General features: G+C 37.1%; 29 protein-coding genes and 1 riboswitch. Of the genes, 10 read left to right on the top strand and 19 right to left on the bottom strand.

All coding sequences use genetic code 11. The features are described 5' to 3' along the window. Window positions 1–14: 14 nt before the first annotated feature. From IWB18_RS04885 to selD, 4 genes are read right to left on the bottom strand one after another with little or no spacing between them, the layout of a single operon-like run. Window positions 15–251 carry a DUF3343 domain-containing protein gene (locus tag IWB18_RS04885; protein WP_195682494.1) on the bottom strand — a complete coding sequence of 79 codons (237 nt, stop codon included), beginning with the start codon at window positions 249–251 and terminating at the stop codon, window positions 15–17. Continuing rightward, entirely contained in the window at window positions 248–1,390 is a 1,143-nt protein-coding gene (locus IWB18_RS04880) for an aminotransferase class V-fold PLP-dependent enzyme (protein WP_195682493.1), read from the bottom strand. The genes IWB18_RS04885 and IWB18_RS04880 overlap by 4 nt, the downstream gene beginning before the upstream one ends. 21 nt (window positions 1,391–1,411) lie before the next feature. Continuing rightward, on the bottom strand, window positions 1,412–2,026 hold the full coding sequence (gene yedF / locus IWB18_RS04875; protein WP_195682492.1) for a sulfurtransferase-like selenium metabolism protein YedF: 615 nt from the start codon (window positions 2,024–2,026) through the stop codon (window positions 1,412–1,414). 11 nt (window positions 2,027–2,037) lie between these two features. Continuing rightward, window positions 2,038–3,057 (bottom strand): selenide, water dikinase SelD, encoded by a 1,020-nt coding sequence (gene selD / locus IWB18_RS04870; RefSeq protein WP_195682491.1) that lies wholly within the window; start codon window positions 3,055–3,057, stop codon window positions 2,038–2,040. A gap of 187 nt (window positions 3,058–3,244) precedes the next feature. Between selD and IWB18_RS04865 the strand changes: the two genes are divergently transcribed. Continuing rightward, window positions 3,245–4,705, top strand: coding sequence for a 4Fe-4S binding protein (locus IWB18_RS04865; RefSeq protein WP_195682490.1), 1,461 nt, complete (start codon window positions 3,245–3,247; stop codon window positions 4,703–4,705). 159 nt (window positions 4,706–4,864) lie between these two features. On the opposite strand, the gene IWB18_RS04860 is transcribed toward IWB18_RS04865, so the two are convergent. From IWB18_RS04860 to IWB18_RS04830, 7 genes are all read right to left on the bottom strand, one after another. After that, complete coding sequence (locus IWB18_RS04860) at window positions 4,865–5,830, bottom strand: ABC transporter ATP-binding protein (RefSeq protein ID WP_195682489.1); 966 nt, start codon at window positions 5,828–5,830, stop codon at window positions 4,865–4,867. Continuing rightward, a complete protein-coding gene (locus IWB18_RS04855) occupies window positions 5,830–6,831 on the bottom strand; it encodes an ABC transporter ATP-binding protein (RefSeq protein ID WP_195682488.1) in 1,002 nt (333 codons plus the stop codon). Before IWB18_RS04855 ends, IWB18_RS04860 begins: the two co-directional genes overlap by 1 nt. A 17-nt stretch (window positions 6,832–6,848) precedes the next feature. Further along, entirely contained in the window at window positions 6,849–7,793 is a 945-nt protein-coding gene (locus tag IWB18_RS04850) for an ABC transporter permease (RefSeq protein WP_195682487.1), read from the bottom strand. After that, window positions 7,793–8,722 carry an ABC transporter permease gene (locus tag IWB18_RS04845; protein ID WP_195682486.1) on the bottom strand — a complete coding sequence of 310 codons (930 nt, stop codon included), beginning with the start codon at window positions 8,720–8,722 and terminating at the stop codon, window positions 7,793–7,795. The genes IWB18_RS04850 and IWB18_RS04845 overlap by 1 nt, the downstream gene beginning before the upstream one ends. A gap of 157 nt (window positions 8,723–8,879) precedes the next feature. Next, a complete protein-coding gene (locus IWB18_RS04840) occupies window positions 8,880–10,517 on the bottom strand; it encodes a peptide ABC transporter substrate-binding protein (RefSeq protein ID WP_195682485.1) in 1,638 nt (545 codons plus the stop codon). 380 nt (window positions 10,518–10,897) lie between these two features. Further along, window positions 10,898–12,079, bottom strand: a complete 1,182-nt coding sequence (locus IWB18_RS04835) for a mechanosensitive ion channel family protein (protein ID WP_195682484.1) — start codon at window positions 12,077–12,079, stop codon at window positions 10,898–10,900. An 80-nt stretch (window positions 12,080–12,159) separates the two neighbouring features. Then, complete coding sequence (locus tag IWB18_RS04830; protein ID WP_195682483.1) at window positions 12,160–12,378, bottom strand: YdbC family protein; 219 nt, start codon at window positions 12,376–12,378, stop codon at window positions 12,160–12,162. A 323-nt stretch (window positions 12,379–12,701) separates the two neighbouring features. On the opposite strand from IWB18_RS04830, the gene IWB18_RS04825 reads away from it, so the two are divergent. The 4 genes from IWB18_RS04825 (at window position 12,702) to IWB18_RS04810 (ending at window position 15,222) form a co-directional block, all read left to right on the top strand. Continuing rightward, window positions 12,702–13,136, top strand: coding sequence for a universal stress protein (locus tag IWB18_RS04825; protein ID WP_195682482.1), 435 nt, complete (start codon window positions 12,702–12,704; stop codon window positions 13,134–13,136). A gap of 158 nt (window positions 13,137–13,294) precedes the next feature. Further along, window positions 13,295–13,525, top strand: a complete 231-nt coding sequence (locus IWB18_RS04820; protein WP_195682481.1) for a hypothetical protein — start codon at window positions 13,295–13,297, stop codon at window positions 13,523–13,525. A gap of 118 nt (window positions 13,526–13,643) precedes the next feature. After that, the gene (tig, locus tag IWB18_RS04815) at window positions 13,644–14,735 is read left to right on the top strand and encodes a trigger factor (protein ID WP_195682480.1); all 1,092 of its coding nucleotides are present in this window, start codon (window positions 13,644–13,646) and stop codon (window positions 14,733–14,735) included. A 136-nt stretch (window positions 14,736–14,871) separates the two neighbouring features. Then, window positions 14,872–15,222: a hypothetical protein gene (locus tag IWB18_RS04810; RefSeq protein WP_195682479.1), complete on the top strand. Its 351-nt coding sequence runs from the start codon at window positions 14,872–14,874 to the stop codon at window positions 15,220–15,222. A gap of 73 nt (window positions 15,223–15,295) precedes the next feature. Here IWB18_RS04810 and IWB18_RS04805 read toward each other — a convergent pair whose 3' ends face one another. Beyond that, window positions 15,296–16,135, bottom strand: a complete 840-nt coding sequence (locus tag IWB18_RS04805) for a formate/nitrite transporter family protein (RefSeq protein WP_195682478.1) — start codon at window positions 16,133–16,135, stop codon at window positions 15,296–15,298. Between the two features lie 305 nt (window positions 16,136–16,440). Here IWB18_RS04805 and IWB18_RS12585 point away from each other — a divergent pair, with 305 nt between their 5' ends. After that, the gene (locus tag IWB18_RS12585; protein WP_195682477.1) at window positions 16,441–16,575 is read left to right on the top strand and encodes a TetR/AcrR family transcriptional regulator; all 135 of its coding nucleotides are present in this window, start codon (window positions 16,441–16,443) and stop codon (window positions 16,573–16,575) included. A gap of 61 nt (window positions 16,576–16,636) precedes the next feature. Further along, complete coding sequence (locus IWB18_RS04795; RefSeq protein WP_195682476.1) at window positions 16,637–17,164, top strand: flavodoxin domain-containing protein; 528 nt, start codon at window positions 16,637–16,639, stop codon at window positions 17,162–17,164. An 81-nt stretch (window positions 17,165–17,245) separates the two neighbouring features. Here the strand turns inward: IWB18_RS04795 and IWB18_RS04790 are convergent, their stop codons facing one another. From IWB18_RS04790 to IWB18_RS04775, 5 genes are all read right to left on the bottom strand, one after another. Further along, on the bottom strand, window positions 17,246–17,587 hold the full coding sequence (locus IWB18_RS04790) for an FMN-binding protein (RefSeq protein WP_195682475.1): 342 nt from the start codon (window positions 17,585–17,587) through the stop codon (window positions 17,246–17,248). A 9-nt stretch (window positions 17,588–17,596) separates the two neighbouring features. Further along, entirely contained in the window at window positions 17,597–19,504 is a 1,908-nt protein-coding gene (locus IWB18_RS04785; RefSeq protein WP_195682474.1) for an FAD-binding protein, read from the bottom strand. 87 nt (window positions 19,505–19,591) lie between these two features. Further along, on the bottom strand, window positions 19,592–20,389 hold the full coding sequence (locus IWB18_RS04780) for a MerR family transcriptional regulator (protein ID WP_195682473.1): 798 nt from the start codon (window positions 20,387–20,389) through the stop codon (window positions 19,592–19,594). Window positions 20,390–20,578: 189 nt separating this feature from the next. Next, the gene (locus IWB18_RS12580) at window positions 20,579–20,701 is read right to left on the bottom strand and encodes a hypothetical protein (RefSeq protein ID WP_269747905.1); all 123 of its coding nucleotides are present in this window, start codon (window positions 20,699–20,701) and stop codon (window positions 20,579–20,581) included. A gap of 11 nt (window positions 20,702–20,712) precedes the next feature. Beyond that, the gene (locus IWB18_RS04775) at window positions 20,713–21,873 is read right to left on the bottom strand and encodes a uroporphyrinogen decarboxylase family protein (RefSeq protein WP_195682472.1); all 1,161 of its coding nucleotides are present in this window, start codon (window positions 21,871–21,873) and stop codon (window positions 20,713–20,715) included. 170 nt (window positions 21,874–22,043) lie between these two features. Between IWB18_RS04775 and IWB18_RS04770 the strand changes: the two genes are divergently transcribed. Further along, window positions 22,044–22,709 carry a TetR/AcrR family transcriptional regulator gene (locus IWB18_RS04770; RefSeq protein WP_195682471.1) on the top strand — a complete coding sequence of 222 codons (666 nt, stop codon included), beginning with the start codon at window positions 22,044–22,046 and terminating at the stop codon, window positions 22,707–22,709. A gap of 11 nt (window positions 22,710–22,720) precedes the next feature. Here IWB18_RS04770 and IWB18_RS04765 read toward each other — a convergent pair whose 3' ends face one another. Continuing rightward, window positions 22,721–22,966 carry a GlsB/YeaQ/YmgE family stress response membrane protein gene (locus tag IWB18_RS04765; protein WP_195682470.1) on the bottom strand — a complete coding sequence of 82 codons (246 nt, stop codon included), beginning with the start codon at window positions 22,964–22,966 and terminating at the stop codon, window positions 22,721–22,723. A gap of 188 nt (window positions 22,967–23,154) precedes the next feature. On the opposite strand from IWB18_RS04765, the gene IWB18_RS04760 reads away from it, so the two are divergent. Together IWB18_RS04760 and IWB18_RS04755 are read left to right on the top strand one after the other, a co-directional pair. After that, window positions 23,155–24,390: a putative DNA modification/repair radical SAM protein gene (locus IWB18_RS04760; RefSeq protein WP_195682469.1), complete on the top strand. Its 1,236-nt coding sequence runs from the start codon at window positions 23,155–23,157 to the stop codon at window positions 24,388–24,390. Window positions 24,391–24,394: 4 nt separating this feature from the next. Then, entirely contained in the window at window positions 24,395–25,141 is a 747-nt protein-coding gene (locus tag IWB18_RS04755; protein ID WP_195682468.1) for a TIGR03915 family putative DNA repair protein, read from the top strand. A gap of 64 nt (window positions 25,142–25,205) precedes the next feature. Here the strand turns inward: IWB18_RS04755 and IWB18_RS04750 are convergent, their stop codons facing one another. Then, window positions 25,206–26,225 carry a DUF5667 domain-containing protein gene (locus IWB18_RS04750; RefSeq protein ID WP_195682467.1) on the bottom strand — a complete coding sequence of 340 codons (1,020 nt, stop codon included), beginning with the start codon at window positions 26,223–26,225 and terminating at the stop codon, window positions 25,206–25,208. A 43-nt stretch (window positions 26,226–26,268) separates the two neighbouring features. Next, window positions 26,269–26,348: riboswitch (cyclic di-GMP riboswitch) on the bottom strand. Window positions 26,349–26,875: the final 527 nt, after the last annotated feature.

Below are 26,875 nucleotides of genomic sequence, written 5' to 3'. Positions count from 1 at the left end.
CCACCTTTTGAAATTTATATTATCAATTCGTATATGCAATCTATTATAAGAGATTTTTGTTTTATCAGTTCCTCAATTTCACTTTTAGTGTCGGGATCGCTCCTCCATGCCAAACCACATCCAGCTGTGATATCTCTTGGAACCGGTATAAGACGGCCTTTGATATTGAACTCTTTTGCCATTAGTTCGAAAGCCATAGCCTGAGTCGTGGTTTCAAAAGAAACTACGACTTGTTGTACCTTTTTTCTCATGACAAATCACCTGCCAAAACTTTTACGGCATTTATGGCCACATCCACTTCTTCAATAGTGTTCATATGAGAAAAACTGAATCGCACCATTCCCTGTTTTACAGTATTAAAAAATCTATGGACGCCTGGTGCGCAGTGGGCTCCAGGTCTTGTAGAAATTTCAAATTTATAATTCAATTCATCGCTGACCGTGGCGGAATCTGCATCTCCGATGTTAAAACTTACGATTGGAGTCCTCATTTTACTGTTCATATCTCCATAAAATTTCAAATTTTCAAGTTTATTGATCCCCTCATAGAACATATTTGCCAAATACATCGATTCGTTGTAAATTTCATCAACCGTTTTCTTTTTTATATACTCACAAGCTTTTAAAAGCCCAGAAATCGAGTGGATATTCATAGTTCCCGCCTCCAATACTTCGGGTAGAGAATTTGGCATATCCAGCGAGAAACTATCGAAGCCCGTCCCCCCAAATTTTAGGGGTCTGGGTAACACTCCAGACTTCAGACACAACAATCCTACTCCCTGGGGTCCAAGCAGGCCTTTGTGGGCAGACAAGCATAATGCGTCAATATTTTGCTCTTGCATGTCGATGTGTACCAACCCTGCAGTTTGAGCTGCATCTACAATCAACAACAAACCTTTTTCTTTGCAGATATCTCCAACTTTTTTTAAGTCCACAAGGTTTCCGGTAACATTTGAACCGTGTCCAATAATGACTGCCTTGGTCTTGTTCGTAATAAGACCTTCAATTTCTTTGATGTTGACCATGCCATTTTTGTCTCCACTCAAATAATCGATTTCCAAGCCAAGTTTCTCCATATGATAGAGAGGTCTCAATACACTATTGTGTTCAAATAAAGTGCTTATACAGTGATCGCCTCTATTTAGCAACCCTTGTATGGCCACATTAAGGCTTTCCGTAGCATTGAATGTAAATATGACATTTTCAGGTTTTTCGACATTAAACATATCTGAAATGATGCTTCTGGTTTGATATACGATCCTGTTGGCTGCCATTGTACAATCGTGTGAGCCTCTCGATCCTGAACCTATGCTGTTAATGGCATGGGCTACCGCCTTGGCAACCTCAGGTGGTTTGTGAAGGGAAGTTGCCGCACTATCGAAATATATCATAAATTTACCTCTTTCTAATTTCTAAGGACGAATCAGCTTTGTCGCTTCAGAAATTTTTTCAGCAATTACATACATATTGGTAACAGTTCCAACTTCTGGGTCTTTATCCAGTCCCAAATAGTCTATGCATGTTCCGCATGTTAAAATTTCGACTCCCTGAGACTCTAATATTTTGAGATCTCCAACGCTTTCTGATGCTTTTGAAGACAATCTTGCACCACTGTTATACATTATTACTGTTTGTGGTAATTTTTCCAACTCGGTCAAGGCATAAATATATCCCTTCATCAAAATTCTTCCAAGATCATCGTCACCTTCCCCGAATTTGTCAGACCCCAGCATGATCACCGTATTTTTTCTAATTGAGTCCGGCAAACACAAAACATCTTCGATGTCATCAGTTGCAACTGCATTTTTCTTTACCGTTATATCTACCGAATACTCCTTATCGTTTATCTTTCTTGATTCAATATCAAGTTTTAATTGTGCAGCCATTTTAGTAATGTTCTGAACAGCAATGTAATTATCAACTAAGACCGTTAAAATATCGCCATCATGCATGCTCGCCAACATATTTTTTGTTTCTATTACTGGAATCGGACATGCCTTTCCCATTTCGTTCAATTCTCTTTTCATTTTATCACCTTTCAGTTAACTATTATCTCGCTGATTTCAGTAGTGACTCTGCCTACTATTCCACATGGCAAACCCAGTTCTCTCAATTCTTTCAAAGCAGGACCAGCATCATCAGGATCTATGCTTATCAATAATCCACCTGATGTTTGTGGATCAAACAGTATTTCTTCCATTGCAAATGGAATTCCCTTGAATATAACATTATCGCCAAAGTGGTTTCTATTCTTTTGCCCCGCAGACGTATATAGAAATTTTTTGGCATAATGAAGGGCTTCATGAATGTGGGGGATTTTGATACTGTCAATATCTGCTCCAAAGCCATTTCCCAACATTTCGCGTAAATGTCCTAAAAATCCAAAACCTGTAATATCGGTGCAAGCATTGACCCGATATTTCCTGATTATTTCTGCAGCGTATTTATTCAAGGTAGTCATCGATTTAATTGCCTCGTCCATAGCTTCTCTTGAACATTCTCCCACTCTTTGTGCAGTAGCTATGATTCCCACCCCCAGAGGTTTTGTAAGAATAAGATGATCGCCAGGCTTGCACGCATTATTTTTCAAAACCTTTTTGGGATCAACAGTCCCGGTTACCGACAATCCATACTTAACATCGTTGTCAGATATGGAATGTCCCCCAACCAATACTCCTCCTGCCTCAATAACTTTTTCATTTCCACCTTGAAGTATTTTCCCCAAAATATTTAAATCCATTTGCTCAGGGAAACAAACAATGTTTAAAGCTGTTTTCACTTCACCCCCCATGGCGTACACATCAGATAAGGCATTAGCAGCAGCAATTTGTCCGAAAATATACGGGTCCTCGACCATAGGCGGAAAAAAATCCAACGTTTGTACGATAGCCAAATCTTCGGTTATCTTGTACACAGCCCCGTCGTCAGAGCTGTCGTAACCCACAAGTAGATTTGGATCATAATTTTTGGGCAACTTGCTCAAAACTGATGAAAGGGCGCCTGCTCCCAATTTGGCGGTGCAACCGCCCCCTTTGCAAAATAATATCTCTTCATTCATTTATATCATCCTTCGATCAAAAATTTAAGTGTCTATTATTTTAACATTATAACCCAATGCTCGTTAGAATCCAATCAAACCACATATATATTTATAAATTTAGTTTAATGGCTTGACACAAGAGACTCCATCTTTTATAATCTTCAATATACCCACCGGGGTATAAACTTAAGATGGAGGTTTACATATGTCTGATTTTTACATTAAAGCAAATCGAGTTTTTTCACCCTGGCGAAAGTACGCTTGGATTTTCACACTTACCGTTGCCATAGGCGGGTTGTGGTTCCCAATTTTAGGTCTACTGGTAATACCTGTCATGGTTGGATTGACAACTGTTGCCTTTGTGCGCGGCAGATTCTGGTGTGGGAATATTTGTCCCCACGGAAGCCTTTTCGACAGCCTAATTTATCCTTTCACAGGGAACAGGAAAATACCGAAATTCTTTAAATCAAAAACTTTTGGTATTTTATTTTTTACTTTTTTCGGTGTAAATTTGGTTAGAAAATTTGTCAAAGTATCAGCTTTATGGGGAACATATATGTTCTGGGAAAGACTGGGCTTTATTTTTGTGGCAAGCTATTTAATGGTGACCGTAGTCGGAGGGGTCGTAAGTCTTTTGATAAGTGCAAGAACCTGGTGTAATTTTTGTCCGATGGGTACACTGCAAAAAATATCATACAAGCTTGGAAAAATTACCGGCCTAAATAAGAACACAGATGTTAAAATTACAGCTGCCAGCACTGATATGTGCCATACATGCGGCAAGTGCTCAAGAGTATGTCCTATGCAATTGACACCTTATTTGGAATTTGACGAAAACAATCAGTTCAGTTCTGAAAACTGTATTAGATGTTCAACTTGTGTAGTCAATTGTCCAGCAAACATACTGAGTCTTGGAAATTTAAAAGAAGCCCAAGATATAATGGAAAGCACTCCTATTACCGGGTACGAACACAAGAAGGTATTCCCTGCAACGATACAAAATATAAGATCAATAAATGACACTACAAATGAGTATGTATTTAAATTCGAAGATGATGATATTAAATACACATCTGGTCAGTTTATACTTGTCAAGATCCAGGATATTCCCGAAATGTATAGAGCATACTCAATTTCAGGTTTTGATTCCGAAAACAAAACTGTTACCATAGATGTAAAAAAAGCTCCCAATGGTTATGGAACAGGTATTATTTTCGATACATTCAAAGAAGGCGACAAAGTTACACTTCAAGGCCCCATGGGTCATGAATTGATCGTGGACAAAGAGGCAAAAGAGGTAGTGATGGTTGCCGGTGGAATAGGAATCACACCATTCAGAGCAATAGTTAAAGATTTGGTTGAAAATGAAAGCAATATAGAAAAATTCACATTGGTTTACGGCGCAAATTACGAAAATGAATTCATGTTTGATGATGAGTTTAAATCTTTTGCAGAAAAAAGCGACAAGTTTGATTATGTAAAAGTTGCAGCCTTTGATGATAATTTTAAAGGGCCCAGAGGTTTCGTAACTGATGTTCTAAAGGAAATGAATCTTAATGAAAATAAGATTTACATGTGCGGACCTCCTCCAATGACTAAGGCAGCAGAAAAAATGCTTTTATCCATGGACGTTCCTACAACTGACATAGCTTACGAAAGTGCTTAACAAAAAGGTGCAGAAATGCACCTTTTTATTTATACTTTCTTTTCCAAATTCATGTCTTTTGATATTTTTTAATATTCCTATCGACCCTTTCAGAACCAATTCTAATAAAAAACACTTTCGGTTGTCAGTTTTGTCCAACATCCGAAAGTGTTTTTATGTCTATATTTCGCCGATTCTGTGACAAGCTGCAAAATGTCCAGGTCTAACTTCTTCAAATTCAGGTGTCACATTCCTGCATTTATCGATGGCATAACTGCATCTGTCTACAAATCGACATCCTTCTTTGGGGTTGATGGGGCTCGGTACGTCGCCCTCTAAAATAATTCTCTGTCTTGATCTCTGAATATCAGGATTAGGTATTGGTATTGCTGAAAGCAATGCCTTGGTATACGGATGAAGTGGATTGTCATATAACTCTTCTGATTCAGCAAGCTCCATCATATGACCTAAATACATTACACCTACTCTGTCTGAAATATATCTTACCATGGACAAGTCGTGGGCAATAAACATGTATGTCAGACCCAATTTCTCTTGCAGATCCTTAAGCAGATTAACAACTTGTGCCTGAATCGATACATCCAACGCAGAAATCGGCTCATCACAAACTATAAATTTGGGATTAAGAGCTAAAGCTCTTGCTATACCGATTCTTTGTCTCTGCCCTCCTGAAAATTCATGAGGAAATCTCATCGCGTGCTCATCATTGAGGCCAACCAGCTCCAAAAGTTCTATAACTCTTGCTTTCATTTCCTTTTTTGATTTATATATCTGATGTATTTCCAAGGGTTCTGAAATTATATCCAAGACAGTCATCCTAGGATTCAAAGATGCATACGGATCTTGAAAAATCATTTGGAAGTTTCTTCTTACTTCACTCATTTGATTACGAGAGAGCGTAAATATATTTTTACCGTTAAATATAACTTCCCCGTCTGTAGGGTCGTATAATCTTATCAATGTCCTGCCTGCAGTCGATTTTCCGCAACCGGATTCTCCTACGAGGCCAAATGTTTCACCAGGATAAATATCAAAACTAATACCATCCACAGCCTTTAACACGGCATCTTTGCCCACATCAAAGTGTTTTTTTAAGTTTTTTACTGAAATCAAGGGCTCCTGCATTAAATTCCACTCCCTTCATTAGTTTTAGCCATAGGATGATTCAACCAACACCTGCTGGCATGCGTGGCGCTATGTTCTGTAAATCCGGGCATGTTATCTTTGCAGATTTTCATTGCTTTGTCACAACGATCATAGAATGCACACCCTTTTGGGGGGATGTACAAGTCAGGTGGTGTTCCCTCTATCGAAAGCAGAGCCTCATCACGATTCATATCCAATCTCGGCACGGATGCCAATAATTTTTGAGTGTATGGATGAGCGGTCTCTTTGAATATTTCATCAGTCAGACCTTGCTCCACAATTTGTCCTGCATACATTACTACTACCTTGTCGCTTGTATCTGCAACCACTCCCAGATCATGAGTAATCAAAATAATACTCATATCCAGCCGCTCTTGCAGACTCTTCATCAAATCCAGTATCTGTGCCTGAACGGTCACATCGAGAGCCGTAGTTGGCTCATCCGCAATCAATAGTTGCGGGTCTGAAATCATGGCCAGTGCAATCATGACCCTTTGTCTCATTCCTCCAGAGAATTCGTGGGGATATTGTTCTATCCTTTTTTCCGGCTGAGGTACAGCCACCAAATCCAACATCTCTATTGCTTTTTTCTTTGCATCATGATGTTTTAGCCCGTGATGCTTGATCAATCCCTCTACGATCTGTTTACCTACTTTCATCGTAGGATTCAATGATGTCATGGGATCCTGGAATATCATAGCAATATGATTTCCTCTAATATTTTGCATTTCCTTCTCGCTCTTGCTTAGCAAATTTTCTCCATTGAAAAGTATCTCTCCATTTTTAAAAAATGCAGGTGGCATAGGCAGTAATTGCATTATAGAATTTGCCGTAACGCTTTTTCCGCAACCTGATTCGCCTACTATTGCAACAGTTTCCTTTTTACCGACTTCAAAGCTTATTCCTCTAACTGCCTCTACTTCTCCGAAAAAAGTTTTAAAAGAGACCGCAAGATCTTTTACTTCCAATATTTTTTCCATAACAGTACTACCTCTCTCTATTTACGTAATCTCGGATCCAAAGCGTCTCTCAAACCGTCCCCAAGAACATTGAATGAAAACATGATCAACGAAATAAATATGGCCGGTATTATGATTTGATAAGCATTTCCAACAGCCAAACCTGCCAGACCGTCATTTGCCAATGTACCTAAACTCGACATGGGGGCTTGAAGACCCAGACCCAAAAATCCGAGGGTTGCTTCTGCAAAAATGGCTCTTGGTATTGTCAACGTAACATTTACTAAAATTGGTCCAAGAGTATTTGGAAATATATGCTTTTTAAGTATCCAGCTTTTTGTTGCCCCCAAAGATTCGGAAGCTAAAGAATATTCGGATTCTTTAAGTTGAAGAACCTGCCCTCTGACTAAAATGGCCATTGGCACCCAACCTGTCAAACTCATAGCCAGGATCAGAACGAACATAGAACTTCCGCCTCCCTCCTGAGTAAGAACAACTGATAGAAGTATCACTATCAACAAATAGGGAATACTGTATATTACTTCAGCTACACGCATCATGATCGCATCGACCCTTCTTGAACTGATGCCGGCAATGCCTCCGTATGTGATTCCTATTACAAAATCTATAAACGCAGCTATAACGCCTATAGCAAGAGAATATCTGGCTCCATACCATACTCTGGTAAACATGTCTCTTCCGAGCTCATCTGTTCCAAACCAGAATTCCATATTGGGATGGGTGTTTCTGAGCTTGAGATTTTGTTCAAAATAAGTATATCCCGACAACTTGACTCCAATGAAAGCCATGACAATCATGGCAATGATCAAGGTAAGTCCAAGCATCGCCAACTTGTTCATTTTCAGCCTTCTCCAAACATCCGGCCAAAATTTTATACTGGGGCGACGAATCTTGTCGACATTCAAATCGGTTTTGTCTGCAACTTCAAACATTTCCGGTCTAAAATCCAAATCTGCCTTCATTATCGTCCCTCCTTAGCAAGCTTGATTCTCGGATCAATCAGCATATAAGCAATATCAACTATAAACAGCATGGCTACAAGTATTATCGCATAGAATATGGTAGTTCCCATAATAAGGGTGTAATCCCTGTTGCTAATTGATTGAACAAAGAATCTTCCCAGTCCGGGAATCCCAAAAATCTTCTCAATAACAAAACTTCCCACCAATAAATTGGAAATGGTAGTCCCCAGAATAGAAATAACCGGAAGAATCGCATTTCTAACAGCATGTTTGAGAATCACAGCTGATTTTCTAATCCCTTTAGATTTAGCAGTTTTGATATAATCTTGATTTAACACTTCAAGCATGGAAGATCTCATAAGTCTTGCCATGGTAGCCAGAGGCATTAAAGCCAATGCAAATGAGGGGAGTAACGTATGCTGCCATGTGCCCCATCCTCCAATTGGAAAATAAGCCACATTTCTGGCCACAAATTGAATGAGCACCGTTCCCATAATAAATGAAGGCACGGATATTCCTATGATTGCAATTACCATGGACAAATAATCTGGAAATTTGTTCTGGTATAGTGCAGCCAAACTACCCAAGGCAGGTCCAAAAACAATGGCGATCAACAATGCCTGGGCTCCCAATTGAGCAGACACGGGAAAACCTCTTTCTACCATATCGTTTACAGTCTCAACGCGAGATTTCATTGACGCACCCAAATCACCTTGCAAAAGGTTACCTAGGTATATTACATACTGCTGCGGTACCGGTTTGTCCAATCCGTATTGGGACAGTAGGTTTTCATATACCGCCGGTGGCATCTTGCTTTCAGATCTGAACGGATCACCGGGAACTGAATGCATCAAGGCAAAGGTAATTGTTATTACAGCCCATATGGTTACCAATGACATGAACAGCCTTTTTAAAAGATATTTTGACATAGTTCTTCTCCTTCATAGATTGGCAAATAACAGCCAATGTCTTACTTGTTATTATCATAAAAGAAACCGAGCTCTATTAATAAATTAATAGAGCTTCGATTTCCCTAAATTAACTATTAAATACTATCAAACAGTTTCTTTATTGTCAATAATATTCTTATTCCTGAACGATATCAGCATATATGAAATATGGATATCTGTTTACAGGTTTGTAGACTCCGGTAACATAAGATTTTTGTGCATAAGGTTGAGTGTAGAAGTATATTGGAATAACCGGCATTTCACCCATCAACAGTTCTTCTGCATTTCTCATTGCCTCCATACGCTCTGCCTGATCAGTTGAATTTCTTGCAGTATTCACAAATGCATCGTATTCAGCATTTGAAAAGTTTGCATCGTTGTAAGGACCGTCTGTTACCCAAAGATCGATAAATGTCAACGGATCTATGTAGTCTCCAATCCATCCTGCACGAGAAATTTCATAATCTCCTGCTTTCTCTCTATCAAGTTTCACTTGGAAATCTACATTCTCAAGGTTGATTTCCACGCCCAATGCAGTTCTCCACATTTCTTGAATAGCTTGAGCTATCTTCTTGTGAGCTTCATTGGTATTATAAAGCAATGTAACGTTTGACATGTCTTCAATAGTCATACCCTCTTCTGCTAAACCTTCTTCAAGAAGAGTCTTTGCAGCTGCGGCATCGTAAGTGACATGGTTTCCAGATGCATCACGGAAATCTGCTCCAGTTTCATCAGGAATACCAAATGGAACTACCCCTTCTGCTGATGCCTGTCCACCTTGTGCAACGTCTACAACGATAGATTCCCTGTCAATCGCCATGGAAAGTGCCTGTCTTACTTTAAGATTATTGAAAGGTTTAACTTCGGTATTTAGGTTGTAGTAATAAGTAGCCAAATCTGTTCCAATGACCAGTTCAGGGTTATTGTCTGCAGTCATTTGTGCTACTACAGTTTGTGGCAATGGCGTCAAGAAATCGAACTCTCCACCTTCGTATCTTTGCCAAGCTGTATTTTCATCATCAAGAATGGAAAATTCTATCCCATCCAATTTGATCATGTCAGCATCGTAATACTCGTCGTTTTTACTCAAAGTTATGCTGGCATTGTGAACCCACTCAGTCAAAAGGAAAGGTCCATTAGAAACGTATGTAGAAGGATCTTTTGCCCAATCAGGGTTTTCCTCAACAACATCCTTGCTTACTGGGAAGTAGCAATAAAATGAAGTGAGCTCAAGGAAAAATCCTGCCGGGTTTTCCAATACTACTTCTAAAGTAGTGTCATCGATAGCTTTTACTCCAACATCTTCAACAGTTCCTGTTCCGGTATTGTACGCTTCGCCACCTTTGATGTAATAGAACTGATATGAGTAGTAAGCTGCAGTTTCTGGATCCAAAGCTCTTTTCCAAGAATACTCGAAATCGTGAGCAGTTACAGGCTCTCCGTTAGACCACTTTACGTCGTCCCTAATTTTGAAAGTATAAGTTAGTCCATCATCTGACATCTTATAACTTTCGGCCATTCCAGGAACTACTTCTCCAGTTTGGCTCTTTTTCATAAGTCCTTCAAATACGTGGTCAAGTACCCAAGACTCATGAGTTCCCTGTGCCAACGCAGGATCTAATGACCCCGGTTCACTTGAATTGTTTGTTCTAAGTATCTTTGGTTGAGCATCATCGCCATTACCGTTATCGTCAGAGCCGCCTGAGCATGCGCTGAAAACGAGTGCCAAAACAAGAAGAATACTAAGAACCGCTACCCTTTTTTTCTTACTCATGTAACATTCCCCTTTCTTAGATAAAATAAATCTTTTACCAATTAATCTTATCATTGAACATCTTAAAAAACAATGTTTAAATAGTGTGAATTTACAGATTTCTTGTAACGACGTCTGTTTTACAGTATTTAAATTCATTTTTATGAATATATATTAACTTGGTCGATGATTTTCATGATCTTTTCTATTTATGTTTGCAACCGAAAACTGTTTTAAGAATCGATAATTAAGCATAGATTGAGCATATAGTCCCTAAAACTAAGTAATTTAATCAAATCGAAAACTGGGTCAATGATATATCGGGTCTTGATAATTCAGTTTTTTAAGCTTTCGCTTCCTGAAAAATATACAAGTATATGCATTTCTGACACAACTAATTTTTATTCAAATTTACGGTGCAATTTCTTCACATCCAGCCCTGAGGGTTGCTGGTAAAGTGTCAACCCAAACTTTTCAGTCATTGCTACAATATGTTCAAATATTTCCGATTGTGTATTCTCATAAGACTCCCAGCCAATATCGTTGGTGAAAGCATATACCTCCAGTGGAATGCCCTTCTCAGTGGGTGTCAATTCCCTGACCATGTGAGTTATTTCTTTATGTATACTGGGATGGCGATCCAAATACTCTTCAAGGTACATGCGAAAAACGCCTAAATTGGTTATATCATTTTCCTTTCCGGCACTGATTTCATCGATTTTTGTATCAATGGGTCCCCTTATCATTTCGATTTCTTTGAATCGAACAAGTTCGTCCATTGTGCAGAATTTTACACTGTAAATATCTATGTACACTGATCTCATTATCCTTCTTCCACCAATTTGAGCTATACCTCTCCAATTTTTAAAAGAATCTGAAATCAATGCGTATGCAGGTACCGTAGTTATAGTCATGTCAAAATTTCTTACCTTCACAGTGTTCATCGTTATGTCCATGACATCCCCATTGGCGCCATACTTCGGCATTTCTATCCAGTCTCCAATTCTCAACATATCGTTGACAGAAAGAAGCACTCCTGCCAACAAGCCTAAAATGGTGTCTTTGAATATAAAAGAGAATATTGCCGCAACGGCACCTAGTCCACTAAGCATTACATAAGGATTGGTTCCCATAAGGTTTGCCAGAATCAGAATTCCCACAAGAACATAAATTATGATTTTTATGACCTGCAAAAACCCCTTGATCGGTTTTTCTCTCGACACTTCAAATCTGGAGTATATATCATTGACTGATTCTAAAAAACAGCCTGCTATTCTAGCAATTTGGACCAGAATCAACATAAACGCTATAAATTTCACTGGTTCGCTGAAGATCCCCAGGTAAGTCGAACCACTGTGAACGATCAGTAACGGCATCAGCGTTATCATCCTGTCAAAAAACTTTCTGTTCAGAAGTGTATCGTCCCATTTAAATTTGCTTTTCTTGATTTGTCCGATCACCATTTTGATAAATATTTTTTTTGCCAAGATGTACACTAAAATACTAATTAAAAAGACAATGGCAAATGCCCCAATATATCCGATAATTGTTGCATAAGCATCCGTTAAACCATATCTGTCCATAACAATTTTTTTAAAATAATCGATTTTAAAATCCTCCCTTATCGCTGATATGTTAAAGGTGTGCATAGAGTCGATCCAATTTAGATTTCGAGTTTCTCAATTGCATCTTTCAATTCATTAATTTCGCTTTCAGTCAAAGTTACACCTTTCCCGATTTTTCCCTCTTGATGGTTCCAATCTCTTATATCGAATTTTGCAGGTCTATCGTTCCAACTGACCATGTTCAATTCTTTAGTCCATTCTCCCTTTTGCGAAAGCACTGCAATTTTCTCTACGACATCATATTTTATAGCTGCCATAAACTTTTCACCTCGTTGTTTTTACCAATATTATAACAAATTTTGGTTTCTTATGCTGTATTATGGCGTAAAGTCAATTTTTTCATTGCGAATTGCCAATCACCAGACACTATTTTGATTCATGTTTAAGAAATGTAATAATGTGGTATAAAATACTTGACCAGATTTTTCACTTTAAACTTCTCACAAGATCAAGTTATTTTTAAACACTTTTTTCTATTATACCGTTTACGCATGTCTAATGAACTTCAATGATCTCTAACACTATTGTCGCGCATAAACATATGAATGATGTTTGATTTTAAATAAAGGAGTGTTTCATCATGAAAAAGATTCTAATTCCAGTTGACGGTTCAGATTTTTCCAAAAGAGCTGCACAGAAAGGCGCAAAAATTGCGGAGGCCTTTGACAGTGAAGTGATATTGCTGAATGTGGTTGACATCAAGTTCGCAGTTCCTGCAGTCGGAACTGCAGGTTTTACCAATGCTTACGATTTATTGGTTAAAACATCCAAAGAAGACTCCGAAAAAATCTTAAATGAGGCAAAAAAGGAATTCAAAAATACTGAAAACGTAAAAACTGAACTGCTCGAAGGGGATACTGCGACTCAAATCATCGAGTATGCAAAGAAAAATGACGTAGATCTCATAATAATGGGCTCACAAGGATTGGGAGCCGGCTTCAAAAGAATATTCATTGGAAGCGTAACCAATAAAGTACTTCATGAAACACCAATAACGATTCTTGTAGTTAAATAAAATGGATATTTTTTAAGAGCGATACCGGAAATTGTAGAAACCGGTATCGCTTTTTTAGTGACAAGACTTCTAAAATACTGGTTTTATTTTTTTATAACTTTATCATGATTTGAATTTGTGTTAATATTCTAAACATCAAAAGCAAACTGGAGGTATTCATGAAAAAAATCAATCCAAAAATAACAAATGTCGTATTCTACATAGCAATTCTATTTGCGGGTTACACATTATTACAAACATATCTAGCCGGAAAAAATTTGGCTCCCGGAGCCTGCCCTGTCGATGATAATAGATTTCAAATAACGATTTCCATTATTTTGATGGTTATATATTTTATCATGACTTTTTTTACTGAGGAAAATACCAATCAAAATAACAAACATTCGTAACTTAAGACTTACTTAATAATCTTTTTAATTTGAGTTTTATCGTGTATAATAAAGCGACTGGTCGAGTCAAACTTTTTCGATCAATTTCAACTGATCATAAGTAAATTGGAGGTATTATATGAAAAAATCAAAATTAATTTTAAGTCTGTTACTTTTCATAGCCATTTTCAGCTTAATGTTGACAGGCTGCACTACAGACAAAACGGAAGAGGAGTTTACGTACAGCAGAGATTTAGATGATAATGGTTTGTGGATAGATGTTGACGCTTTAGATCATGTTGATCTACCTGAATATAAAGGCATCAAAATATCGGAAGACATTTATTCAGTATCAGACGACGATGTTATTGCTCAAATGGACTCCATATTAGCTTCTTTTACCACTGAAAATCAAGTCAAAGATCGCAAAATCATTGACGGCGACACTGTAAACATCGACTACGTAGGCAGTGTAGACGGTGTAGAATTTGAAGGAGGAAGTACCGGAGGTGCAGGTACTGATGTCACTATCGGCGTTACCAGCTATATAGATGACTTTCTTGAGCAACTAATTGGGCATACTCCAGGAGAATCATTCGATATTGAAGTTACTTTTCCTGAAGATTACGGCAATGAAGACCTTAACGGCAAAGATGCAAAGTTCGCCATTACGGTAAACTATATTTCTGAATCGGTTGTCCCAGATTTAACAGATGATTTCGTATCTGAAAATTTAAAAGAGCCGTACGGTTGGGAAAATGTTGATCAAATGAAAGCCGCAATTACTGACGACCTTGAAAAATCGGCAATTCAAATTTATATACAGGATTATTTGCTTGAGAAGAGCACTGTTAATTCTCTACCTGATAAATTATTAAAATTCCAAGAAGAGTCAATGCTTTTATACTACAAGGAATACGTCGAATACTATGACATGGAATTTGAAGATTTCTTAACTACCTATTTGGGAGTTGAAACACAAGAAGAGTTGATGGAGGCAAATCTGGAGACTAACACCGAAACTGCAAATTATTATTTGATAGTCCAAGCCATAGCCGAGGATGCCGAGATATCAGTTTCCGAGGATGATATAGAAACTTTCTTTAAAGATACCATGGCACTTGAAGACTACACTGAATATGAAGAAACTTATGGACTTCCTTATTTGACAATGACGGTTTTACATCAATCGGTTTTTGACTATTTGACTGAGAATGCCGTCAAGGAATAACATGCTTGAAAAAACTATAATTTATCTTGGTACTAACGCTATTTGAGTTATTCAAAATATTGAATCTGTTGTATTTATAAATACAATATTTATAAAATATGTTATAATGGTGATGAAAGGATAGGAGGTATGTATCGTGACTACAGAAAGATTAAAAAATTATTCTATTGAATATTTGGTAAGATTCGTAGAGTTGGCTCAAACTGAAAGGAAGAGGATCAATCTTCTTACGGCAGCTGGATTGATTGAAGGAAAAATATTGATCATCGATGAATCTTCTTCTGGCATTTTCCCTGACTTTATCAATGGCATGTTAAAGTATTATGAAAGTGAATACGATATGGACGATCCATTTATGGAGCAACAAAGAAATTCTTTCATCACAATAGAAAATGCCACTTTAAAATCCGGTGGCACGACCACTAAACTCAAACATTTGATAGTGTATTTAGATGATATAATAGGTATTGCTTTAAGTGAAGATTAAAACATAAAAAAATCGGTACTCTAGCAGGGTACCGATTTTTTATTTGACTTAAACATTTAAATCAAGGTGAACTTTAGTTGTTTTTTACGTAAACAAACCAATATAATAAAGCAACAAATACGCCGCCCCCCACCAGGTTGCCTAAAGTCACGGGTAATAAATTGTTTATTGTAAAAGTACTCCAGTTTAAATTTGCCAATTGCTCAGCAGTTAGCCCTGACGCAGCAACCCATGCCTCGTTGGTTTTTGAAAGAATGCCTGCAGGTATATAGTACATATTTGCAATTGAGTGTTCAAAACCCGATGTGATAAATAGCCAAATCGGGAAAAATATCGCAAAGACCTTTCCCACTATATTTTTTGATCCGAATGACATCCACACAGCCAAACACACTAGCCAATTGCACATAATTCCTAAATAAAAAGCCTGCATGAAGCTAAGATTCACCTTATACGAAGCGATTTTCAAAGTGGTAGCTGCCAATCCGTTTGCTCCACTATTGAATAGGCCAGATTTGACCATCATATAAGCTATCAAAATAGATCCTACAAAATTACCAATGTAAACGATTCCCCAATTGGCAAGCATTTTTTCTATCTTTACCTTACCAGCAAAAACTCCAGCCAAAATCAGCGAGTTACCGGTAAAAAGCTCTCCTCCAGCGATGATCACCAACATAAGTCCTGTTCCAAATATGGATCCGGCTAACGCTTTTCCCAAGCCGTATGTTTCAGGTTTTGCAAATAAATTAAATGCCGCCATATTTGAACCTTCTGCTGCAAATGCAATAAAAGCTCCTGCCAGTATCGCCAAAATAAATTGATTGATTTTTCTGTTGGCTACTTTTCTGACACCAACAACAACCGTTGCATTGGTAATTTCCGCTGGTGTCAAATCTCTGTTATCATTCATTTCACGTGCCCCCTTTAATTGATATAAATGTAATTCTTATTTGCACTCCAACATCTTTCTTAAGACACTTACTTCAAAACATAAATAATCTTATAATACTTTTATCATCAAAGTAAATTTTAGTCAAGTACAAAATAACTATTTTGTTATTATTTTAACACTTATTGTAATTGCTTGTTTTTTTACATTTATTTGTACTTGAAAAAAATAATTCATCAGTTTTTGTAAATACAACAATTTACTCTTATACAACTTTTTGATATACTTCCTGCATATAAAGTCAACGAATAAACGAGGTAGCTGCCATGCAAACAAAACAAATAATCTACGAAGTTGCTAAGATTCTGTACATACGAGAGGGTTACAATAAGATAACCAATAAAAAAATAGCAGAAGTATCAGGAATCAACCAAGGTTTGATCACTTATTATTGCTCTTGAATTTTTATCATGCAAAAGTTAAGATAGTTCTGTAAGAAAAAAATTAAGGAGTTGCATTAATATGTCTGATATTGCTGTAGTTTATCAAAGTAAGTATGGTAGCACTGAAAAATATGCCAAATGGCTTTCTGAAGAATTGAACACAGATTTGTTAAAAAGAAAAGACATAAAAATCAATGATCTGATTCCTTACGATACTTTGGTTTATTGTGGTGGCCTTTACGCCGGAGGTATTCTGGGCTTTTCCTTGATCAAGAGAAATTTTGAACGATTGAAACAAAAACGAATCATTGTAGTTGCAGTTGGTGCCACTTTAAAAAAAGATACTGCAAAAGAAGAACTTAAAAAACAAAATCTTGCTCCTGAAATGCTTGATAAGGTAGAATTCCACTTGCTCCGTGGCGGACTCAACTACAAAAAAATGAACCCGCTCGACAGATTTTTAATGTATTTATCTGTTAAATCAATCAAATCAAAAAATCCTGAAGATCTTGATGACGATTCAAAAGGCATGCTTGCCACATACGGAAAAGTTGTGGATTTCACCAACAAAAAACACATCATGCCAATTGTAGAATCATTGATATGATCTTTTAGCAAAAAATTTTAGAGTTGCATCTACGTAAAGATGCAACTCTAAATATCAAAATACTAATTTTCTAATAAAATCTTATTTTGAAGCTTGATCTAGTATTTCACCGACTGCCTCGATAACAGCTTCGCTAGTTTTTGTAGCACCTGAAACTGTATCTACTTCTTCCACACCTTGTTTTGAAATTATTTGTGGGATCAAAGTCTCTTCCACTGCTTTCAACATAGCTGGTGTTTCATCATTTTCCAATACCTTAATATCTGTAATTTTTCCGTTTTCGATGTTAGCTTCTATCAAAATATCTCCGCCGTTTCCAAATGACTCTGCGGTGTATTTCCCATCATCATATTTGCTGCCCGAGCATGCGCCGAAAGACAAAGTTGATATTAGAATTAACATTATTAACATTAATTTTTTCATGTTGTCACCTTAATTTTCTAAAACATAGGCTGCCGTTTCTTTGCCCGCAATTGTTCCAGAATCTATGGCTAAACCATAAAAAGATCCGGGTATGTCATAATAAGGAGTAGAGAATAAACTTCCTGCATCGGCCCCAATAACATATAGCCCTGGTATCGGTTTGTTATCATCATTTAGAGCTCTTAAAGAGGCATCCACACGAATTCCTCCGATTGTACTCCAACCGCTAAATTCATTTTCAATTATGTAATAAGGCGCCTCACCTATTTCAGACAAGTACATTGGATTTTTATCAAAAAGAAGATCTTTTCCACCCTCTACAAATGAATTATATGTTTCCACTGTTTTCGCAAGATTAGGCGTATCAAAATACTCTGCGAGTTCCTCGATCGTGTCTGCTTTGTATATCCAGCCTTCTTTGATACCTTCTTCTAAATCTGCATCCAAATTGGTTAAAATTTTTCCTTTATAGTAATTTCCTATTGTCCAATCGTCAGGAGCACCTTTTTCTCTAGTATACTCGTATAATCCTTGGGTTTTCATTGCATCGACAAATTTTTGATCGACTATGGCATAATAAGGACTATTTCTTATTATTGATTCACTTCCAAATGACATTGGATAATCTACCATTTGCCCTTCATTCATAAACCTTTCACCTTGAGCATCTACGTATAATCCGCCGTAAACCCCAAATTTAAATGCTGTGTTTTGGTCGTATTTGTCTTGTTTTGCACTTCTACTTGCTTTAGTATTAGTACCACCGTATTCACTTCCACAGATACCAAAAGTTTTATCCATGACAGCACCTACCTCCAGTGCCATATTTATTCCATCACCAGTACTCAAACTTCCTCCGGCAGGATTTATTTCTGCACCAGAAAAATATTTCTCAATCATTTCTTTATTACCAACAAAACCTCCGGTAGCCAATATTACCGCTTCTGCATTGATAGTCACCTTAGTTCCATCTTTTTTAGTAGCTTCTACCCCTACTACCATATCGCCATCAGTAATTAGCTTCTCTCCAACTGTATTATATAATACTTCCACTCCATCTTTTTCAAGAGTACTCTCCCAAATATTTACTCTTTCCTCTAGAGGATTTAATATCAAATGGAATCCACCATATTCTCCTTTAAAAGGTGTTTCGAATCGGAAATCTGCTTCCTTGAATTCATATCCCATATCCATCAACTGAGTAACAGCTTCACTTGAAGTTTCAAGGCTTCTTTTAACTAAAGCGGCATTTACTGACCAGTGTGAATAATCCATCATATGATAAAATGCTTTATCCACAGTCAACTTTGAATCTTGTGCCTGCAAAACAGGCGTGTCTACCGCAAAAGGCCCAGAAACTTTGACACCATTAGATACAGCAACACTGGCACCTTTTTCTATGGCCATAACATCCGCACCATTGATGGCCGCATTGTGGGCTGCCATAAATCCTGAAGCTCCCATTCCAATTATGACAACATCTGTTGTGTATTCTTCAGCTTCGCCAGGTTGTTTTTCAATTTTATTAGCTCTTAGTACAGAAGCATCTCCACCCGCTTGATCGACACACTCTGAGACGGCATTGATTATTGCCATGCTAGATATTGTCGCACCAGAAACAGTATCGATACCCAAACTTTGATTTTCAACAATTGCACCTGGAACCTGGTTCTCAACCAGTGTGAACAGTTCAGGAGTTTCACTTTGCTCAACAACCTTTACATCGGTGATCTCCGAGTCATTGAACGTAGTCTCAACTGTCAGGTATGAAAGATATCCATAAACCTCAGCTGTATAAGTCCCAGGACTATACGATACATCTGCCGTGGTATCTGATTGACCACAACCTGCAAGTAAACCCATTACCATAAAAAAAACAATGAGCACACTTAAACTTCTTTTCACTTTCTTGTTCATTACTTCCCCTCCAAAATGTGATATTTATAACAAGTAGTTATAAAATCATTCTAAAGTATGAACATTGTTTAAGGTCAAGACGTGATTTTATCTTATTGGTATATATAATATCTCAAAATCTCGTTCATCATCATCCAAATTCAGAAAAGTTGGCAATAACATTATATCACCCCGAATTACTAAATTATGTTTCTCAAGAAAATCGAACAGCTCTTCAAAAGAGTGCGCTTTTTCACTATTTTTTCTGTTAGTTTTGCGTAGATACCGGACACACCTTCCAAGACTCAAATATTCAACTTGATTTTTATCGTAATCTCCCAGATATTCTTCCTTTAAAGCTTGGATGGCAAATGCGTAACTGGGATGCAATTTTGTTTTTTGGTTCAAGAATTCTTCTTTTTTAAAAATTCTTGCATAACTTGTAAGTGAAAGAAGATCAGCAAATTTTGACAATGTTCGCTCATTTTTTTTCGAAATACTGAAATCAAGTCCATCTGAGGCATAAACGAGCAAAAAATCCGGCATAAAAATTATCTCAAGTTTACTGTCCGAACCTCCCTCTAGCAAGTTGATTACGTTATTGAGTCGATCCAATCTACATGTGCACAATTCAATTTCTTTTTTTATCTCCTCTGTCTGCAACTTCAAATTCTCAACAAACCAAACCTCACTTTGCTTTTCATCAAGCATTTCGATTGACATTTCGACAGTAAAACCATATTGAAGAAGCACTCTAAAAGCGTTGACCCTAAATGCATCCTTTGCTGTGAAATATCGATAGCCACTATTGTCCTTACGAACTTTGAGCAAACCATTTTTTTCATAAAACCTGATTTTCGATGGCGCCAAACCTGTCATTTGAGCAAATTCACTGATTTTATACATTTATACACCTCTAATTGTTTAGATAATTATTTAACAATAAACCTACACTAAATTTTAGATTAAGTCAATATTCACATTCAGAAATAAATAATATTTCTCAAACTAGTATTAGGTTAAACATGGTTTAAGGCAATCAAAAGAACCTGTTGTCATATTTCAACAACAGGTTCTGCACTTATCTTTTTATTGTTAAATCGCCAACATAAAAAACTTCATTGCATGTATATATGCTTCTCTTTGCTCAGGTGGCAAATCTTTTAACTCATTTTCTTCGATTTCCTTTATGACTTCCAATACTGTTTTATCTTCCATCTTCTATCCTCCTATTTTTTACCGTACTCGTGTACAGTTTTATAAGCTGCTTTGTAATTCTCCCAGTTTACATCGGTCTTAGTCAAAAGTTCTCTGCTCGAACTGAATATGTATCCTCCACCTGGAGCCAATTCATCCACCAGATATTTGGCATAATCTACGTTTTCCTGGACGGTACCGTACTTCAATTTATCCAGTGGCATGCCACCGACAATGCATATATTGTCGCCTACCAATTTTTTCATTTTAAAAATGTCATCAGCTTCGCAAATCCCAAATGCGAAATCTTTAGGCAAGGAGTTAAGCCATTCAGCTTTATTATCCCAGGTACCTTCCAGAAACATAATCATTTTACCGCCACATTCATAAATTCTATCCACCATTTTTTGATATGTTGGAAGAAAGAACTTTTCAAATTGTTTCGGACTTAAGAAAGTGGGAATGTGAAACATCGTCGCAAAAGGTGGAAACTCAGGAACTCTGGTAGCATCATCAGGTATTCCCATATTTTTCCACATGAATGGCAACACTGCTTCACAGGCTTCAACGAGCTTTTCAGGCTGCCTTCTCATGTCAACTGCTGTACCTTCAAAACCTCTAAAATAATCAAAAATAAAATCGAGGGGCGGGTATGCATTGACCACGGGAGCCATGATCGGTCTATTGTATTCCTCTTTAAGCCTCTGACCGATTGTTGTCCATTCAGCTAATTTATCATTAAGGTGGCTCATGAATTCAAGGATAGCCTTTTTCTTTTCAGGATACGCTCCGCTAAGCCTTTTTGCAGTTCTTGGAAGCAAAACATTCATCATAAATCCTTCAGGATCAGCAATCAATTTATCGTATTCGTCAGCAGCCATTGGGATCTGTTGATGATGTTGAATCGTTTCTTTGTCAGCAGAAACAAAGTGCGCAGGGCTACCTATGGCTTTCGCAAATTTCGAGTCAAACACTACTCCGGCTGTGTAAACTGCATCAGCATACAAATCCTTTTGCGTATTCAAAAAATTCTCTACAGATAATTGCCAATCATTCTCAACCTGCTCTACAGTACAATTATTGAACCCTATCGTAAACGTTCCCATACATGCAAGTGAAGGTACCACATCCGGTTCTTTGTGATTCAGTGCATCATAAATCCTTGCAACTCTTTCTTCATAAGAATCTCCCATTTTGATTCTCCTCTTTGATTATTTCCAACCATGGTTGGATTATATGTTATATAATAATTCTTCTTTATAATATTGTCAATGAATTCTTTTTTATTATATTGAATTTATTCTTTAAAACTGATATATTTGCTTTATAATTAACTTAGATTAAATTTACTGAGGGTGATCGTTTGGACCGAATAGAAGAATTAAAGTCAAGAATAATTGAATCATCTACCATTTTGTTCATGGAACATGGTTACAGAAATACTTCCATGCGGATGATTGGACAAGAAAGTGGAATTTCTCATACTCAGGTTATATACCACTATACCAGCAAATCTTCCCTGGCCAGTATAATTATAAAAAATTATTTTGAACTTCTGGTTGAAATGGTACTTTCACATAATATTTCCATCGATAAAAAGAACCACCACACAAACAAATTATTGTGGTGGTCCTACCATTATCTCATTCTGACGAGCTTTGATAAATTTTCCAAATTTTACTTGGAGTTTATTACGGATGAGTCCGATACATTTCTAGAATCTGCAAAATCTGTTGTGCCCAAAGTCTATACTGAAATGTTCGGCTTGGTTGTAGACTTGCGCAACAAATCTCATCTTGCTGATCTATATATTCTTATCAGCGTTGATCTAATGATGACCAGGTTGTGCATCAACAAGGTCTTGAAGGTCAGGCAAGCAATTCACAAACTACTGAATCTCGAAATCATTGAAGGATTCAGACTATCCATTACTGAAAATGAAATTGAAGATTTTATCCTTGAAAATAAGATGCTCGATATCATCTCCGATTTTGATCCCATAAGCCTCGGTAAATGCGAGCAGTCTTGAAACATTAAAAATCATCCAGTCAACGCATTAACAACGGCAAGCAATATCATTGCTCCAATGACTGCAACGAACATGCTCCACAGATTGAATCCTGTAACACCTGTAAAACCGAATTGTTCAAACAAAAATCCTCCGACATTAGCACCGATAACACCAATTATAATATTGCGAAAAAGTCCTCCCTTTCTGTCTTTTCGGAGTTTTGTCGTCAACCAGCCTGCAATCGCACCAAATATTATCCATCCAAAAAAATTCATTTATTCTCCTCCTTAAAAAGTTATTACAGATTTAAATAACCCACATAAGAATAATTCCCATAATTTTATACAAATAATCAAAATATTTCGAAATATAAGCAATATTGATCAATCAATTTTTCTTTAAACGCGAACATATGTTTGTGTTGTTTTAGCATTTGTGCTATATTTATGATGAGGTGAAAGAAATGAAATCTGATATGTATGAAAGGCTGACTTTGCTGGCTGATGGTGCAAAATATGACGTTTCCTGTTCATCAAGCGGAGTCTCTCGAAAAAACAAAAACAACGGGCTTGGAAATTCTCAATCCTTTGGGATATGCCATACATGGGCGGCTGACGGACGGTGCATCTCTTTGATGAAACTTCTTATGACCAACAATTGCATATACAATTGCGCTTATTGTGTCAATCGTGCGGAAAACGACATTCCCAGAGCAAGTTTATCACCGGAAGAAATCGCCTCTTTGACAATGGAGTTTTACCGAAGAAATTATATAGAAGGGCTGTTTCTCAGTAGCGCAATAGAAAAAAGCGCAGATCAAACTATGGAAAGAATGTATCAAGTGTTGCATCTTTTACGCAATGTTCATAATTTCAATGGGTACATACACATAAAAGTTATACCTGGTTCACAAGAAGATCTGGTTCAAAGGTGCGGTCTGCTGGCTGACAGAATGAGCGTAAATATGGAATTGCCTTCAAAGCGGTCGTTATCACTTCTAGCCCCGCAAAAAGACCTTGATAAGATTCTCAACCCAATTAAGCAAATCAGCCGGGACATTATTTATAATAGAGATGATAGAAAATATTTAACACACACACCTAAATTTGTGCCTGCAGGTCAGTCCACACAGGTGATCATCGGCGCTACTCCGGATACAGACCGCAAAATCCTGTCCGTTAGTGAAAAACTTTACTCTCAATATCAATTAAAAAGAGTTTATTATTCAGCTTATGTTCCTGTAAACGAAGGTCCTAATCTTCCTTCCTTATGGGCTAAACCTCCGATGTTGAGGGAACACAGACTTTATCAAGCAGACTGGTTGCTTCGGTTTTACGGTTTTACCGTTTCGGAACTTTTTTCAAATGCAAATGAAAATATGGATATTGAAATGGATCCTAAACTATCCTGGGCTTTGGGGCACTTGGAGTATTTTCCCTTGGAAATAAATAGAGCACCTTACTCCATGTTGATTCGAGTTCCAGGAATCGGTGATATTTCGGCAAAAAAAATTATTGCTGAACGTCGGGTACGATCATTGGATTTTGAAGGACTAAAGAGAACGGGATGCGTGCTAAAAAAAGCACAACATTTTGTATTGGCGAAAGGAAAATATTACGGCCAAAAATTAGAAGCAGACGTACTAAGAAAAGTATTAGCAGATAAACCTGCTGTGCAACAAATCAGTATTTGGGGGTGATTAGATGACCGATTATCTTTACGACGGCACCTTTGAAGGATTCCTTACCTGCCTGTATTGTCATTTCGCTCATGAACCGGCATCAACTATTGCCGAATCCGGTTTTTACCAAATGGGTTGGAGCTCTACCTGCAAAACAATAAAAACCAATGAAAAAGAAGCCGAATATATGTATAAAAAGCTATATCGTCACCTGGGATTGCAAACCTCAAAAGACGTCTACTACAGTTATTTATCACAAGTATATGGTTGGGAAGATATTACGTTGTCATTTGTAGACTTGTGTTTTCGTGAAGGAGCAAAATTCAAAGATGCTCATTCTCATGATCGGGTCTATCCTTTCGAATCTCTTGTGCTAAAAGTAAAACGTGAAGTCCATCGCTACGAAGGATTTGTTCGTTTTCGCCAAATTGGATACACTCTTTATGCAAAAATTCATCCTGAATACTTTATCTTACCTGCAATCAGTGACCATTTCACAGACAGATTTCGAAACGAGAAAATTATAATCCATGATGAAAGACGAAATCTGGCATTGATCGCACACGATGGCGACAGCCTTCTGATACCTTATTCTAAGAGCATGCAAGAAAAAGACTTGCCTGAAGATCCTTTCATTTTACTTTGGAAAAAATACGTTAAAACTATTGCAATCGAATCAAGGATCAATCCTAAACTTCAACAAAAGTTTATTCCTCTCAAGTACAGAAAAGACCTTGTTGAAATGGAAAATCAAAAAGAACTGCCTTAGCAGTTCTTTTTGCTCTGAAATACCAATTATCAACTTCGGTGCAATTTATTCATTAAAATCAAAACTACTCCACGTTTTCATCGTTTTCTTCAACATCATTACTATAATCGTCTTTTTCTACGACTTTTCTGTTGTCCTTAACGTTATTCTTGCTTCCTAAATCAAGTTTATCTTTGTCATTATTGACCTTCTTTTCTTGATTTTCAATCTTCTTATCTTGTGCTTTTATTTTTTCTTCTTCAACTTTTATTTTTTCGACTTGAATTTTTTCTTTTGCGTCTAAATTATCAAATATTTCTGCTTGGTCTTCTTTAATTTCTACTTGGTCTTCTTTAATTTCTACTTGGTCTTCTTTAATTTCTGCTTGATCTTCTACTACGTCTTCTTGTTCTGCTCTATCACTTTTTTTATCCTTATTTATTTCTGCTGGATGATAGCCGATCAGCTTAGCAACATCACCAAAACCAATATCTTCACTTGTAAAGTGAGCAGCAATTTCTTCAACACTTAATCCTGAATATTCAGATAAAGCAAACGCTTGTGCTATTTGACCATAACCCAAGCCCAACTCTCTTATGGCAGTAACTTTTTCTATTTCCAGTCCTCTTATTACATTTGCAACTAAATAAGCATTATCCAAATCTTCTTCCAAATCGTCGCTTATTTCTTCGTTTTCTACTACTGCCGCTTCTTCAAGTTCAGTATACAGTTCTTCGATTTTTACATCGTCTTGAGGTAAAGACACCAAGGATTCAGCAATCAATTCCTGAGCCTCTTCAAACTTTTCAAGATAATCTTCCAAAGCCTCTTCTATATATTCGTCCTTCTCTTCCAATTCCATAACTTTAGCTTCAGACAATCGTTCTTGAGCAAATTGCAGAAGTAATTGTGCATCGTTTTCTGGACTGGAAGATAGAGCAACTTGTAAGTCTTCCACTAGCTGATCGAAAGTATAAAAGATACTGTCAGGTGTAATTCCAGCTTCAATGTCTTTTTCAATTGTTAGATCAGAAGCAAATGCTGGATCAACAATCAAGCAACTTATTAAAATTGCTAAAAACAAAACTTTGATCTTCTTTTTCATGTAATTCTCCTTTCAATATTTTGGAGAATAAAAAGAATTCTCCTTCGGCAACCGGCTACCATACATTTGTTTAGGCCCTTGGCTTTGCGTCCTTACCTTTCGATAAGTATGCTATTATCGTTGAGAACTTGCAAATTCAGTATATCATATTGCATCGATTAAATATATGATCAGTTCATTTTTTTCAAATTCAAAATTGACTTTCCAGATTTTTTTATATAACCTCTTTCTTGCAAAACGGCTTAATACCACGGAATATCTAAAAGGCTATGATTCCTCAAATTAGACATCGATGACCAATTTGACAGCATTTCACCCAAAAATAATAAGAGGCTACAATTTTCACTATGCAGAGTGGAAATTGTACTCCCCGCAAAAATAGCTAAACAGATAGCGGGCAACAGAGATCCACATTTATAATATAGCCGAGTCGCCAAGAACAAACCCATGTTTCAATAAATATTTTTGATGGCATCTCGTAGCTCCAAATTGCTCTTTGATAAGAACTATTCCCTGGTGGCGATGAATATTCCACTAAAAGAAACCAGGCTGTCCGGAGCCTAGTGCCAATGGCTCCGGACAGCGGTTCCAACGGTTCCGGCTAGGAACCAACATTGATTATTCTTTAATGCCGTACACTTCTCTCATAG

Origin of the sequence: Alkalibacter mobilis (genome assembly GCF_015594845.1) — a bacterium.
Taxonomy (GTDB): domain Bacteria; phylum Bacillota; class Clostridia; order Eubacteriales; family Alkalibacteraceae; genus Alkalibacter; species Alkalibacter mobilis.
The sequence above is the reverse complement of the archived record's forward strand: the minus strand, read 5'-3'. Positions and strand labels throughout refer to the sequence as shown.

Coding starts and splice junctions, on each gene's coding strand:
- IWB18_RS04885 (WP_195682494.1), bottom strand. CDS start 251: ATGAGAAAAAAGGTACAACAAGTCGTAGTTTCTTTTGAAACCACGACT.
- IWB18_RS04880 (WP_195682493.1), bottom strand. CDS start 1,390: ATGATATATTTCGATAGTGCGGCAACTTCCCTTCACAAACCACCTGAG.
- yedF (WP_195682492.1), bottom strand. CDS start 2,026: ATGAAAAGAGAATTGAACGAAATGGGAAAGGCATGTCCGATTCCAGTA.
- selD (WP_195682491.1), bottom strand. CDS start 3,057: ATGAATGAAGAGATATTATTTTGCAAAGGGGGCGGTTGCACCGCCAAA.
- IWB18_RS04865 (WP_195682490.1), top strand. CDS start 3,245: ATGTCTGATTTTTACATTAAAGCAAATCGAGTTTTTTCACCCTGGCGA.
- IWB18_RS04860 (WP_195682489.1), bottom strand. CDS start 5,830: ATGCAGGAGCCCTTGATTTCAGTAAAAAACTTAAAAAAACACTTTGAT.
- IWB18_RS04855 (WP_195682488.1), bottom strand. CDS start 6,831: ATGGAAAAAATATTGGAAGTAAAAGATCTTGCGGTCTCTTTTAAAACT.
- IWB18_RS04850 (WP_195682487.1), bottom strand. CDS start 7,793: ATGAAGGCAGATTTGGATTTTAGACCGGAAATGTTTGAAGTTGCAGAC.
- IWB18_RS04845 (WP_195682486.1), bottom strand. CDS start 8,722: ATGTCAAAATATCTTTTAAAAAGGCTGTTCATGTCATTGGTAACCATA.
- IWB18_RS04840 (WP_195682485.1), bottom strand. CDS start 10,517: ATGAGTAAGAAAAAAAGGGTAGCGGTTCTTAGTATTCTTCTTGTTTTG.
- IWB18_RS04835 (WP_195682484.1), bottom strand. CDS start 12,079: ATGGACAGATATGGTTTAACGGATGCTTATGCAACAATTATCGGATAT.
- IWB18_RS04830 (WP_195682483.1), bottom strand. CDS start 12,378: ATGGCAGCTATAAAATATGATGTCGTAGAGAAAATTGCAGTGCTTTCG.
- IWB18_RS04825 (WP_195682482.1), top strand. CDS start 12,702: ATGAAAAAGATTCTAATTCCAGTTGACGGTTCAGATTTTTCCAAAAGA.
- IWB18_RS04820 (WP_195682481.1), top strand. CDS start 13,295: ATGAAAAAAATCAATCCAAAAATAACAAATGTCGTATTCTACATAGCA.
- tig (WP_195682480.1), top strand. CDS start 13,644: ATGAAAAAATCAAAATTAATTTTAAGTCTGTTACTTTTCATAGCCATT.
- IWB18_RS04805 (WP_195682478.1), bottom strand. CDS start 16,135: ATGAATGATAACAGAGATTTGACACCAGCGGAAATTACCAATGCAACG.
- IWB18_RS12585 (WP_195682477.1), top strand. CDS start 16,441: ATGCAAACAAAACAAATAATCTACGAAGTTGCTAAGATTCTGTACATA.
- IWB18_RS04795 (WP_195682476.1), top strand. CDS start 16,637: ATGTCTGATATTGCTGTAGTTTATCAAAGTAAGTATGGTAGCACTGAA.
- IWB18_RS04790 (WP_195682475.1), bottom strand. CDS start 17,587: ATGAAAAAATTAATGTTAATAATGTTAATTCTAATATCAACTTTGTCT.
- IWB18_RS04785 (WP_195682474.1), bottom strand. CDS start 19,504: ATGAACAAGAAAGTGAAAAGAAGTTTAAGTGTGCTCATTGTTTTTTTT.
- IWB18_RS04780 (WP_195682473.1), bottom strand. CDS start 20,389: ATGTATAAAATCAGTGAATTTGCTCAAATGACAGGTTTGGCGCCATCG.
- IWB18_RS12580 (WP_269747905.1), bottom strand. CDS start 20,701: ATGGAAGATAAAACAGTATTGGAAGTCATAAAGGAAATCGAAGAAAAT.
- IWB18_RS04775 (WP_195682472.1), bottom strand. CDS start 21,873: ATGGGAGATTCTTATGAAGAAAGAGTTGCAAGGATTTATGATGCACTG.
- IWB18_RS04765 (WP_195682470.1), bottom strand. CDS start 22,966: ATGAATTTTTTTGGATGGATAATATTTGGTGCGATTGCAGGCTGGTTG.
- IWB18_RS04760 (WP_195682469.1), top strand. CDS start 23,155: ATGAAATCTGATATGTATGAAAGGCTGACTTTGCTGGCTGATGGTGCA.
- IWB18_RS04755 (WP_195682468.1), top strand. CDS start 24,395: ATGACCGATTATCTTTACGACGGCACCTTTGAAGGATTCCTTACCTGC.
- IWB18_RS04750 (WP_195682467.1), bottom strand. CDS start 26,225: ATGAAAAAGAAGATCAAAGTTTTGTTTTTAGCAATTTTAATAAGTTGC.